The organism is Bacteroides luhongzhouii (assembly GCF_009193295.2).
GTDB classification, from domain to species: Bacteria; Bacteroidota; Bacteroidia; order Bacteroidales; family Bacteroidaceae; genus Bacteroides; species Bacteroides luhongzhouii.
In genome coordinates this window covers 2,133,830-2,146,213 of the sequence record NZ_CP059973.1, presented here as the reverse complement: position 1 = coordinate 2,146,213, position 12,384 = coordinate 2,133,830, and the positions used below count along the sequence as shown (strand labels likewise).

The 12,384-nt window shown below is 44.4% G+C and carries 11 protein-coding genes; 8 read left to right on the top strand and 3 right to left on the bottom strand.

All coding sequences use genetic code 11. The annotated features are described in order from the left end of the window. Nucleotide 1: 1 nt before the first annotated feature. Complete coding sequence (locus GD631_RS07730) at nt 2–1,258, bottom strand: L-rhamnose isomerase (RefSeq protein ID WP_143257047.1); 1,257 nt, start codon at nt 1,256–1,258, stop codon at nt 2–4. A gap of 50 nt (nt 1,259–1,308) precedes the next feature. Next, nucleotides 1,309–2,766 carry a rhamnulokinase gene (gene rhaB / locus GD631_RS07725; protein WP_143257046.1) on the bottom strand — a complete coding sequence of 486 codons (1,458 nt, stop codon included), beginning with the start codon at nt 2,764–2,766 and terminating at the stop codon, nt 1,309–1,311. Between the two features lie 235 nt (nt 2,767–3,001). Between rhaB and GD631_RS07720 the strand changes: the two genes are divergently transcribed. From GD631_RS07720 to GD631_RS07685, 8 genes are all read left to right on the top strand, one after another. Beyond that, nucleotides 3,002–3,475, top strand: coding sequence for an arginine repressor (locus tag GD631_RS07720; protein ID WP_004310466.1), 474 nt, complete (start codon nt 3,002–3,004; stop codon nt 3,473–3,475). A 27-nt stretch (nt 3,476–3,502) separates the two neighbouring features. Continuing rightward, entirely contained in the window at nt 3,503–4,081 is a 579-nt protein-coding gene (locus tag GD631_RS07715) for a GNAT family N-acetyltransferase (RefSeq protein ID WP_143257045.1), read from the top strand. Between the two features lie 14 nt (nt 4,082–4,095). After that, nucleotides 4,096–5,304 (top strand): argininosuccinate synthase, encoded by a 1,209-nt coding sequence (locus tag GD631_RS07710; RefSeq protein WP_004310468.1) that lies wholly within the window; start codon nt 4,096–4,098, stop codon nt 5,302–5,304. After that, nucleotides 5,301–6,269, top strand: coding sequence for an N-acetyl-gamma-glutamyl-phosphate reductase (gene argC / locus GD631_RS07705; RefSeq protein WP_004310469.1), 969 nt, complete (start codon nt 5,301–5,303; stop codon nt 6,267–6,269). Before GD631_RS07710 ends, argC begins: the two co-directional genes overlap by 4 nt. A 12-nt stretch (nt 6,270–6,281) precedes the next feature. Continuing rightward, nucleotides 6,282–7,403, top strand: coding sequence for an aspartate aminotransferase family protein (locus tag GD631_RS07700; protein ID WP_143257044.1), 1,122 nt, complete (start codon nt 6,282–6,284; stop codon nt 7,401–7,403). Nucleotides 7,404–7,539: 136 nt separating this feature from the next. Next, the gene (proC, locus tag GD631_RS07695; protein WP_143257043.1) at nt 7,540–8,313 is read left to right on the top strand and encodes a pyrroline-5-carboxylate reductase; all 774 of its coding nucleotides are present in this window, start codon (nt 7,540–7,542) and stop codon (nt 8,311–8,313) included. A 40-nt stretch (nt 8,314–8,353) separates the two neighbouring features. Next, nucleotides 8,354–8,908, top strand: a complete 555-nt coding sequence (locus tag GD631_RS07690; protein WP_143257042.1) for a helix-turn-helix domain-containing protein — start codon at nt 8,354–8,356, stop codon at nt 8,906–8,908. A gap of 7 nt (nt 8,909–8,915) precedes the next feature. Next, complete coding sequence (locus GD631_RS07685; protein WP_143257041.1) at nt 8,916–10,571, top strand: AMP-binding protein; 1,656 nt, start codon at nt 8,916–8,918, stop codon at nt 10,569–10,571. 98 nt (nt 10,572–10,669) lie between these two features. Here the strand turns inward: GD631_RS07685 and GD631_RS07680 are convergent, their stop codons facing one another. Next, nucleotides 10,670–12,223 carry a glycoside hydrolase family 28 protein gene (locus GD631_RS07680; protein ID WP_143257040.1) on the bottom strand — a complete coding sequence of 518 codons (1,554 nt, stop codon included), beginning with the start codon at nt 12,221–12,223 and terminating at the stop codon, nt 10,670–10,672. Between the last annotated feature and the right edge of the window lie 161 nt (nt 12,224–12,384).

Below are 12,384 nucleotides of genomic sequence, written 5' to 3'. Positions count from 1 at the left end.
CTTATCGTTTAGAAGTTACTTCGGCTTCGTACTTTTCAATTTCCGCGATGAAATCTTCGCCAACAGGAACATTGTTCTTCAAGCAGAACATATCCCAAACTGCATTCCAAGGCAACGCTTTTTCTTCTTCGAGCAGAGCCAGACGTTGGAATCCCTGTCCGTTTGCTTCGTATTCACGCAACTTGGCAATCGGTTCGAGCAGAGCACGAGTCATACATTTCTGTGCAGCACGGCTACCGATTACATAAGCACCGATACGGTTGATAGATGCATCGAAGTAGTCAAGACCATAATGTACACGGTCCAGAGCACCGCAACGAACGATTTCGCTGAACAGTTCCATTGTCGGATCATCCATGATAGTAACATGGTCTGAATCCCAACGAACCGGACGGCTTACGTGCAACATCAATTCAGGCACATAAAGCAACAGTGAAGATACTTTATCAGCTACACTTTCTGTCGGGTGGAAGTGACCGGTATCCAATGTAATCATCTTGTTACGAGAAGCACCATAACCGATATAGAAGTCGTTAGAACCTACTGTATAGCTTTCCAGACCGATACCGAACACTTTAGATTCGATACAATCTTTCATATTCTTATATTCGGTAGCGAAGATCTGATCCAAAGAATCTTTCAACAATGCACGATATTTCATACGGTTTACCGTAATATCCTTGCTTCCGTCATGTACCCAAAGATTCATGATACACGGATCCCCCTGTGCTTCACCCATCGCTTCCGCAACTGCACGGCAACGTTTGGTATGTTCAATCCAGAACTGACGGATACCTTCATCGGGATTAGAAAGAGACAAGTCACCTGATTTCGGATGAGAGAAAGAGGTAGAGTTGAAGTCAAGTTTCATGTTGTGTTCTTTACCCCATTCGATCCAGCTCTTGAAATGTTCCGGTTCTACCTGGTCACGGTCTACCACCTTACCTTGGAAATCTCCATAGATTTCGTGCAGGTTCAGACGATGAGTCCCCGGAATATAAGAAGCAGCTTTCAAAATGTCAGCACGCAATTCATCAATATTACGAGCTTTGCCCGGATAATTACCGGTTGCCTGAATACCTCCGGTCAATGAGCCGGCCTGTACTTCAAATCCTGCAACATCGTCAGCCTGCCAGCAATGGAGTGACAGATGAAAATCCTGCATCGTTTTCAATACTTTCTCGGTGTCCACACCTACTGCTGCATAACGTTCCACAGCAATCTCATACGCTTTCTGAATCAGTTCTTCTTTTTTCATGATATTCTATTAGTTTAAATAAATGATTATTCTGTCGGTTGTTCAATGCATTATCGAACGCAATTCTTAAAATGGATATATGCCATATCCCACGCTTCCGTATCTTGCGGCTGATAAGTTTTCAACGGGATAGAGCGGTTGATTAACTGGCGCATACCGGCAACATCCGTTGCTTCACCTGCTGCCATTGCCTGAATCATCACATTACCGATAGCTGTCGCTTCAGACGGACCGGCTACCACAGGGATTCCTATCGCATTAGCTGTAAACTGGTTCAGCAAATCATTCCGGCTACCTCCACCAATCACATGCAATGTATCAATCGGACGTGGAGAAAGTGAACGCAAATTCTCCAATACCTGACGATAACGCAAAGCCAGACTTTCAAAAATACAACGTACCACTTGTCCACGTTTCTCGGGAACTGATTGTCCGGTAACCCGGCAATATTCAGCAATAGCTTTTTCCATATCCGCAGGATTCGCGAAACAATCATCATCCGGATTAATCAGACTACGGAACGGCTCGCAAGCATCCGCCTCACTGATTAATTCAGGGTAGCTTGTATCTCCCCAATTCAAACGGCAACGTTCCAACAACCACATCCCGCAGATATTCTTCAACAGGCGGACGGTTCCTTCCACACCGCCTTCATTGGTAAAGTTCAACGCTTCTGTTTCGGCATTAATCACCGGAGCATCCGTTTCTACTCCCATCAATGACCAAGTTCCGCTGCTCAAATAAGCAAAGTTACGATCGAGTGCCGGAACAGCAGCAACAGCAGAACCGGTATCATGTCCGGCTACTGCAATTACAGGAATTGCCCCCAGTCCGGTTATTTTTTGCACTTCTTCTGTCAATACTCCCACCTTTTCGCCCGGGAATACAAAACGTCCGAAATTCTTTTCGCTCAATCCTACTGCTTTCAACAACTCCGGTTCCAGACGACGTGTTTGCGCATTCACCAGCTGCGCTGTGGAAGCAATCGTATATTCCGTCACCATCTCTCCGGTCAGCATATAACTTAACGCATCCGGCATAAACAGAATTTTATCTGCCGCCTCTAATGCGCTGTCATGATTGCGACGTAAAGTGTCTAATTGGAAAAGTGAATTAAAATTCATAATCTGAATACCCGTTTTGCCATAGACTTCACTACGCGAAATACGGAAAAAAAAAGCTTCCGGTGCACCTACCGTATGCGGGTCACGGTATGCATAAGGCTGACGAAGCAGGTTGCCGTCTTTTCCAACACATACAAAATCCACTCCCCAGGTATCAATACCGATAGAAGCAATGGATTCACCACGGTGAGCAACCAACTTCAATCCGTCAATAATATGACGATATAATGCATAAATATCCCAATAAAAATGTCCACCCACTTCAATCAGGTGGTTAGGAAAGCGATTAATCTCTTCCAGATTTAATCCGCCTTCTATGAAAGTTCCTAAGATTGTACGGCCGCTCGTTGCGCCCAGGTCGACTGCAAAAAAGTTTTGTTTCATGGTATTCTGTCTATATATTTAAGGTATCCATTTACCTACATTGCAAAGATAGGCGATTCCCTCCTCCCTTTCCTTATGTATTTTGATTGAAAGGGTATACATTTTGACACAAAACAAAAAAGCCGGCTCTCACCGTTTAGCATATTTTTCACTTTTATGCAAAAAAACTTTGGTTTTATGCATATTTTCTCCGAAATAATGCATACTTTTGCACCATTCTTAGAATAATTATACAATGAAGAAGAAAGCAAATCGGTTAGACGCCATCAAAATGATTATCTCGAGCAAGGAGGTCGGTTCGCAGGAAGAACTGCTGCAAGAGTTGAACCGCGAAGGCTTCGAACTGACACAGGCCACCCTCTCCCGCGACTTGAAACAATTGAAAGTAGCCAAGGCTGCCAGTATGAACGGAAAGTACGTATATGTACTGCCGAACAACATTATGTATAAACGTTCTACCGACCAGAGTGCCGGTGAAATGTTACGTAACAACGGATTTATCTCTTTACAGTTTTCCGGTAACATTGCCGTTATCCGCACCCGTCCCGGTTATGCCAGCAGCATGGCGTATGACATCGACAACAATGAATTCAGTGAAATTCTGGGAACCATTGCCGGTGACGACACGATCATGTTGGTGTTGCGTGAAGGAGTTGCCATCAGCAAAATACGTCAGCTTCTGTCACTCATCATTCCCAATATCGAATAATTATACCTATTATTATATAATAAAGAAATGGACACTCAACAAATAGATGTTATGGTAGCCGACGCCTCACATGAGGTTTACGTTGACACTATTTTGGAAACTATCAGAAATGCTGCCGCCGTACGAGGAACAGGAATTGCGGAACGCACACACGAATACGTAGCGACAAAGATGAAAGAAGGTAAGGCGATTATTGCTCTTTGTGGCGATACTTTTGCCGGATTCACCTACATCGAATCATGGGGAAACAAGCAATATGTGGCTACTTCCGGTCTGATCGTTCATCCTGATTTCCGTGGATTAGGACTGGCAAAACGTATCAAACAAGCTTCTTTCCAACTGGCACGTCTCCGATGGCCGAAAGCAAAAATATTCAGTCTGACCTCCGGAGCAGCTGTCATGAAGATGAACACCGAACTGGGTTATGTGCCTGTCACCTTCAACGAACTGACAGACGACGAAGCTTTCTGGAAAGGATGCGAAGGATGTATCAATCATGATATTCTGGTAGCGAAAAACCGCAAGTTCTGTATCTGTACAGCCATGCTGTACGATCCGACAGACCCGCGGAACATAAAAAAGGAACAAGAAAGAAATAACATTTAAAAAGATACAGCACTATGGAAGAAAAGAAGAAAAAAGTAGTGGTGGCATTCAGCGGCGGACTGGACACATCGTTCACCGTCATGTACCTCGCCAAAGAAAAAGGTTACGAAGTATATGCAGCTTGTGCCAATACGGGTGGTTTCAGCGAAGAACAACTGAAAACAAACGAAGAAAATGCTTATAAACTGGGAGCAGTGAAATACGTGACACTGGACGTTACCCAGGAATACTACGAAAAGAGCCTGAAATACATGGTTTTCGGAAATGTGCTGCGTAACGGTACTTATCCTATTTCAGTTAGTTCCGAACGTATTTTCCAAGCATTGGCCATCGCACGCTATGCCAACGAAATCGGCGCGGATGCTATCGCGCACGGTTCTACCGGAGCAGGTAACGACCAAATCCGTTTCGATATGACTTTCCTCGTACTGGCTCCCAATGTGGAAATCATCACATTGACCCGCGACATGGCATTGAGCCGTCAGGAAGAAATTGATTATCTGAACAAGCATGGTTTCAGCGCAGACTTCACCAAACTGAAATACTCTTATAATGTAGGTTTGTGGGGTACTTCTATCTGTGGTGGCGAAATCCTCGACTCCGCGCAAGGACTCCCGGAAACTGCTTACCTCAAACACGTTGAAAAAGAAGGCAGCGAACAGCTTCGCCTGACTTTCGAAAAAGGGGAACTGAAAGCTGTCAACGACGAGAAGTTTGACGACCCGATCAAAGCCATCCAGAAAGTAGAAGAGATTGGTGCAGCATACGGTATCGGCCGTGATATGCACGTGGGTGATACAATTATCGGTATCAAAGGCCGTGTAGGATTCGAAGCTGCCGCTCCGATGTTGATTATCGGCGCCCATCGCTTCCTCGAGAAATATACATTGAGCAAATGGCAACAATACTGGAAAGACCAGGTAGCCAACTGGTACGGTATGTTCCTCCACGAAAGCCAATACCTGGAACCGGTGATGCGTGACATCGAAGCTATGTTGCAGGAAAGCCAGCGTAACGTAAACGGTACGGCTATCCTCGAACTTCGCCCTCTTTCCTTCTCTACCGTAGGTGTAGAATCGGAAGACGATCTGGTGAAGACTAAATTCGGAGAATACGGTGAAATGCAGAAAGGCTGGACAGCCGAAGACGCAAAAGGCTTTATCAAAGTAACTTCTACACCGCTACGTGTTTACTATAACAACCACAAAGACGAAGAGATATGATTAAAGCAGGAATCATTGGTGGCGCAGGATATACAGCAGGCGAGTTAATCCGTCTGCTGCTCAACCATCCGGAAACTGAAATCGTATTTATCAACAGCAGCAGTAATGCCGGAAACAGAATTACCGACGTACACGAAGGCTTGTATGGAGAAACAGATCTAAGATTCACCGACCAGTTGCCTTTGGACGAAATCGACGTTCTCTTTTTCTGCACTGCCCACGGCGATACAAAGAAATTCATGGAAAGTCACAACATACCGGAAGACCTAAAGATTATCGACCTCTCGATGGACTACCGTATTATGAGCGACGACCACGACTTTATCTACGGTCTGCCGGAACTGAACCGCCGTGCCACTTGTACGGCAAAGCACGTAGCCAATCCCGGTTGTTTTGCAACCTGCATCCAGCTCGGTTTGCTCCCGCTTGCCAAAAATCTGATGCTGACGGATGATGTAATGGTAAATGCCATTACAGGAAGTACGGGAGCCGGAGTGAAACCGGGTGCTACCAGTCATTTCAGTTGGAGAAACAACAATATGAGTGTGTACAAAGCATTCGAGCACCAGCATGTTCCGGAAATCAAGCAATCGCTGAAACAGCTGCAAAACAGCTTCGATGCAGAGATCGACTTCATTCCATACCGTGGAGATTTCGCTCGTGGTATCTTTGCGACACTGGTAGTCAAGACCAAAGTAGCGTTGGAGGAAATCGTTCGTATGTATGAGGAATATTATGCAAAAGACTCCTTTGTGCACATCGTAGACAAGAATATTGACTTGAAACAAGTCGTTAATACTAATAAGTGCCTGATACATCTGGAGAAACATGGTGACAAACTATTGATTATCTCTTGTATCGACAATTTGCTGAAAGGCGCCAGCGGACAAGCTGTTCATAACATGAACCTGATGTTCAACCTGGAAGAAACCGTAGGACTACGTTTGAAGCCTTCAGCTTTTTAAAAACAAAGAATTATGAAATTATTCGACGTATATCCTTTATATAACATCAACATTGTCAAGGGCGACGGTTGCAAAGTATGGGATGAGAACGGAACAGAATATCTGGATCTCTACGGAGGTCATGCCGTTATCTCTATCGGACATGCACATCCTCACTATACAGCAATGATCAGTAACCAGGTATCTAAACTTGGTTTCTACTCAAACTCCGTCATCAACAAGCTCCAACAAGAGGTAGCCGAACGACTGGGCAAAATTTCCGGTTACGAAGACTACAGCCTGTTCCTGATTAACAGTGGGGCCGAAGCGAACGAGAATGCTCTGAAGCTAGCCTCCTTCTATAACGGACGTACCAAAATCGTATCTTTCAATAAGGCGTTTCACGGACGGACGTCTCTTGCGGTAGAAGCGACTCACAATCCTTCCATTATCGCCCCTATCAACAACAACGGTCATGTCACCTATCTCCCGCTCAACGATATTGAAGCGATGAAGCAGGAACTGTCTAAGGGAGACTCGTGCGCTGTTATCATTGAAGGAATACAAGGTGTAGGCGGTATCAAGATACCGACCACCGAATTTATGCAGGAACTCCGCAAAGCTTGCAGCGAAACAGGAACGATCCTGATTCTCGATGAAATTCAGAGCGGATACGGACGTAGCGGTAAATTCTTCGCCCATCAATATAATGACATCAAGCCGGACATCATCACTGTAGCCAAAGGTATCGGCAACGGTTTCCCGATGGCAGGTGTCCTGATCAGCCCGATGTTTAAACCGGTATATGGTCAATTGGGAACTACCTTCGGTGGAAACCATCTGGCATGTTCGGCAGCACTCGCCGTGATGGACGTCATTGAGCAAGAAAATCTGATAGAAAACGCGAAGGTAGTAGGTAACTACTTACTGGAAGAACTGAAGAAATTCCCGCAAATAAAAGAGGTACGCGGACGCGGACTCATGATCGGACTCGAATTCGAAGAACCCATCAAAGAACTACGCAGCCGCCTCATCTATGACGAGCATGTATTTACCGGAGCAAGCGGTACGAATGTACTTCGCCTGTTACCTCCTCTTTGCCTTAGTATGGAGGAAGCGGAAGACTTCCTTGCCCGGTTCAAGAAAGTACTCTAATCGCTCATTTGATTAATAAACAGCCAACGATAAAAGCAGCCTTTATTAGAAATTTATTTCTTATTCTGGCTGCTTTTTGTTTTTTCGTAATTAACTGTTACCTTTGTCTTTAACAACTCATTAAAAATAAGCGTATATGAAAATAGCCATTATCGGTGCAGGAAACATGGGCGGTTCAATAGCCCGTGGCCTGGCAAAAGGAAGTCTGATAGACGATTCGGACATCATCGTGTCCAATCCGAGTGCCGGAAAACTAGAAAAACTGAAAAAGGAATTCCCGGATATCTCTATCACCAACAGCAATGTGGAAGCTGCCACAGGTGCGGATATTGTCATCCTTGCTGTCAAACCGTGGTTTATGGAACCGGTGATGCGCGAATTGAAACTGAAAAGCAAACAGATACTCATCTCCGTAGCTGCCGGCATCAGTTTTGAAGAACTGGCTCATTACGTCGTAGCACCGGAAATGGCAATGTTCCGTCTGATTCCAAATACCGCTATCAGCGAACTGGAAAGTATGACGCTTGTCGCCGCCCGCAATACGAACGATGAACAAGACAAATTCATCCTCCGGTTGTTCAGTGAGATGGGAACAGTGATGCTTATCCCCGAAGATAAAATAGCGGCAGCCACCGCATTGGCCTCCTGCGGTATCGCCTACGTATTGAAATATATTCAGGCAGCCACGCAAGCCGGAATCGAAATGGGACTTCGCCCCAAAGATGCCATGCAGATGATAGCACAATCCTTAAAAGGAGCAGCCGCACTGATTCAGAACAATGATACCCACCCCAGCGTAGAAATCGACAAGGTTACCACTCCGGGCGGAATCACGATCAAGGGGATCAATGAATTGGAACACAACGGATTCACCTCCGCTATCATCAAAGCCATGAAAGCCTCCAAATAACACCATAAAATTATTAATCATAAAAATACGAACCACTTGTATGAATGAACAAATTAAACAGATCGCAGAACGCCTCCGCGGATTACGTGACGTACTGGAACTGACCGCAGAGGATATCGCCCGCGACAGCGACATCTCTGCTGAAGAATACCGACTTGCAGAAACCGGAGATTACGACATCTCTGTCAGCATGCTACAAAAAATAGCCCGTACGTATAATGTAGCTCTCGACGCCCTGATGTTTGGCGAAGAGCCTAAAATGAGCAGCTACTTCGTGACTCGTGCCGGCAAAGGAGTCAGCATCGAACGTACCAAAGCTTATAAATACCAATCACTGGCTTCAGGATTCATGAACCGTACCGCTGACCCGTTCATCGTCACTGTTGAACCGAAAGCAAACGACGAACCGATCCACTACAACAAACATAACGGACAGGAATTCAATCTGGTAATCGAGGGCCGTATGCTTATCAACATCGAAGGCAAAGAAATCATCCTCAACCAAGGCGACAGTATCTATTTTAACTCTAAACTTCCACATGGCATGAAAGCGCTCGATGGCAAAACGGTACGTTTTCTGGCAGTAATTATGTAATAACATCATGGTAGAAAGATTTTTATCACAGACCTCTTTCAGTTCACAAGAGGATTTTATCAAAAACTTGAAAATAAACGTCCCGGAGAACTTCAACTTCGGTTACGATGTAGTAGATGCCTGGGCTGCCGAACACCCCGACAAGAACGCTTTACTTTGGACAAATGACAAAGGCGAAAGTCGCCAATTCTCATTTGCCGACATGAAACGATCTACAGACATGACCGCCTCTTACTTCCAGAGTCTGGGTATCGGTCGTGGCGACATGGTGATGCTGATCCTGAAACGCCGTTATGAGTTCTGGTATAGCACCATCGCTCTTCACAAACTGGGAGCAACCGTCATTCCGGCTACTCACCTACTGACCAAGAAGGATATTATCTATCGCTGCAATGCTGCCGATATCAAAATGATTGTAGCTGCCGGCGAAGGAATCATCCTGCAACATATCAAAGATGCTCTTCCCGAATGTCCCACTGTTGAAAAACTAGTCAGTGTCGGCCCGGAAATCCCGGAAGGCTTCGAAGATTTTCATCAGGGCATCGAGAATGCCGCTCCGTTTGTACGTCCCCGCCATGCAAACACTAATGATGACATCTCACTGATGTATTTTACTTCCGGCACTACCGGTGAGCCTAAGATGGTGGCACATGACTTTACTTATCCGTTAGGCCATATCGTTACCGGTAGCTTTTGGCACAACTTGGATGAAAACAGCCTTCATCTCACCATTGCCGATACCGGCTGGGGAAAAGCAGTATGGGGAAAACTCTACGGACAGTGGATTGCCGGAGCCAATATCTTCGTCTACGACCACGAGAAGTTTACCCCGGCAGCTATTCTGGAAAAAATCCAAGAATATCATGTCACTTCTCTCTGTGCACCTCCTACCATCTTCCGGTTCTTGATTCACGAAGACCTGACAAAGTTCGACTTGTCTTCACTAAAATACTGTACCATTGCCGGAGAGGCATTGAACCCTGCCGTATTTGAAACTTTCAAGAAACTGACGGGTATCAAACTGATGGAAGGTTTCGGACAAACAGAAACAACTCTTACCATCGCCACCATGCCTTGGATGGAACCGAAACCGGGAAGCATGGGGTTGCCGAATCCTCAATATGATGTAGATTTGATCGACCATGAAGGTCGCTCTGTTGAAGCCGGTGAGCAAGGGCAAATTGTAATCCGTACCAGCAAAGGAAAACCTCTCGGACTTTTCAAAGAATATTATCGGGATGCGGAACGCACTCACGAAGCTTGGCACGATGGTATTTATTACACCGGCGATGTTGCCTGGAAAGACGAGGACGGCTACCTTTGGTTTGTCGGTCGTGCAGACGACGTTATCAAGAGTTCCGGTTACCGCATCGGCCCATTCGAAGTGGAAAGTGCGTTGATGACTCATCCGGCTGTTGTGGAATGTGCTATAACCGGAGTACCCGACGAGATTCGCGGTCAGGTAGTAAAAGCTACGATTGTTCTATCCAAAGACTATAAGGCACGTGCCGGAGAGGAACTGATTAAAGAATTACAGAACCACGTGAAGAAAGTGACTGCTCCTTATAAATATCCACGCGTCATCGAGTTCGTAGAAGAGCTTCCCAAAACGATCAGCGGTAAAATCCGCCGGGTGGAAATTCGTGAAAACGATAACAAGTAAGGTATAAACAACCAACTAGCCAATAAAAGAACGATATTACATTGTCTGTAATATCGTTCTTTTCATATATACCGAACAACAAAAAACAACAGACAATATTATAATTCCGGCTCATTGGAATTCTCTTTTTTCCAATAATTATTCCCCTCTATAATACGGCTGTTGTTAGCTTTATAAAATTCCTTCACAGGAATTATCTGAAAGCAACCATTAATAATAGCATTATCAACATCATCAAAAGTAATAATTGCCTGCTGATCGGCAGGATACTTTGAACGAATATTATTCAAAACAATACCCGTGCATTTACTGAATTGCCACGGTGAACCAGTCTGCGAAGAGAAATCCACATTATCAAAACGAATATCTTCAGCAATATCAACTATAAATCCAACCTCTGCCTGCATATTAATATTTGAAAAGGACAAACCTTGTACAGGCATCTCTTCAATCCCTTTAATATAACCAATTTGCTTGATATCAGAACCTGTGATATTGCTCAAATGAATGTTCCGGAAAACAGGAGTCCGTTCACTGACAGGTTCCACTTTTGATTCCTTATCATAGAACAAATCAAAGATGAAAGCATTCCGCTGAATATTCTTCATAACGATATTATCTACCCGAAGCTCTTCAACAACTCCTCCTCTCCCACGAGAAGATTTCAAGCGAATACCGGAATCCGTGCCGTCGAAAACACAATTAGAAATTGTAACTCTTCTTACACCGCCTGACATTTCACTGCCAATAACTACCCCTCCATGACCGGAAAGCATAACACAATTAGTTATCGTTATATTTTCACAAGCCTTTCCATATTTCCGTCCATCAGCATCACGCCCCGATTTAATTGTGATACAATCATCCCCCACACTAATAAAACAATCAGAAATACGCACATTCCGGCAAGAAGAAGGGTTTATTCCATCCGTATTGGGACCTTTTGGATCTTTTGATGGGTTATATATTGTCACTCCATGCACTGTTACATTATCACAAAAAGCCGGATTTATGGTCCAAAAAGGAGAATTGACAATTTTCACATTCTCTATCAACACATTGTTACATTCATAAAACTGAATAAAAGGAGGCCGAAACATACGACGCTTTAAAGAAGGTTTATAATAATCCGAAATTTCCAGATCTTCATTAGCCTCTTCCCACATTCGTTGTAGTTTATTCAAAGCAGGCAATTTTCCTCCGTTCTTTTTAATCAGCTCCCGTGTTTCTTTCTCCCAGCTCCACCATTTGAATCCATTACCGTCCAACGTTCCGCGCCCGGTTATAGTCAAATTCTCCGCATCATGCGCATAAATCAGGGGAGACAAAGTATTCATCACTGTACCTTCCCACCGGATCTTCACAAAAGGAAGATAATCTTCAAAGCGATCAGAGAAACGAAGAACAGCTCCGGACTCCACATACAAAGTTATATTACTTTTCATGTGAATAGTGGCTGTCAAATAAACACCTGCCGGAAAATAAATTGTTCCTCCTCCTTCAAAAGATGCTTTTTCAATCGTTTGGTTTATTAACCCCGTACAAGATTCAATACCTCGGGGATCAGCTCCAAGCTCCTTCATGTTAAAGGTACGAGACCATGCGGTTGCAGCTACAACAAGTCCTACCACACAAATAAATAGACATTTCATTTATAGTTTTCATTTAAAATATTACCAGTTCTAATTGTCAAAACAAAAGTACGAGGTATCTTCTCCCCTTATAGGGTAATAATTGTGCTTGATAGAGGATAGACAGGTGGATTAAATATGCAAAAGCGTGCATTTTATGTTCAATCACGGTTTTATATTTC

Bases quoted from the DNA above. Each gene is read 5' to 3' on its own strand.
- GD631_RS07730 (WP_143257047.1), bottom strand. From the start codon at position 1,258: ATGAAAAAAGAAGAACTGATTCAGAAAGCGTATGAGATTGCTGTGGAA.
- rhaB (WP_143257046.1), bottom strand. From the start codon at position 2,766: ATGAAACAAAACTTTTTTGCAGTCGACCTGGGCGCAACGAGCGGCCGT.
- GD631_RS07720 (WP_004310466.1), top strand. From the start codon at position 3,002: ATGAAGAAGAAAGCAAATCGGTTAGACGCCATCAAAATGATTATCTCG.
- GD631_RS07715 (WP_143257045.1), top strand. From the start codon at position 3,503: ATGGACACTCAACAAATAGATGTTATGGTAGCCGACGCCTCACATGAG.
- GD631_RS07710 (WP_004310468.1), top strand. From the start codon at position 4,096: ATGGAAGAAAAGAAGAAAAAAGTAGTGGTGGCATTCAGCGGCGGACTG.
- argC (WP_004310469.1), top strand. From the start codon at position 5,301: ATGATTAAAGCAGGAATCATTGGTGGCGCAGGATATACAGCAGGCGAG.
- GD631_RS07700 (WP_143257044.1), top strand. From the start codon at position 6,282: ATGAAATTATTCGACGTATATCCTTTATATAACATCAACATTGTCAAG.
- proC (WP_143257043.1), top strand. From the start codon at position 7,540: ATGAAAATAGCCATTATCGGTGCAGGAAACATGGGCGGTTCAATAGCC.
- GD631_RS07690 (WP_143257042.1), top strand. From the start codon at position 8,354: ATGAATGAACAAATTAAACAGATCGCAGAACGCCTCCGCGGATTACGT.
- GD631_RS07685 (WP_143257041.1), top strand. From the start codon at position 8,916: ATGGTAGAAAGATTTTTATCACAGACCTCTTTCAGTTCACAAGAGGAT.
- GD631_RS07680 (WP_143257040.1), bottom strand. From the start codon at position 12,223: ATGAAATGTCTATTTATTTGTGTGGTAGGACTTGTTGTAGCTGCAACC.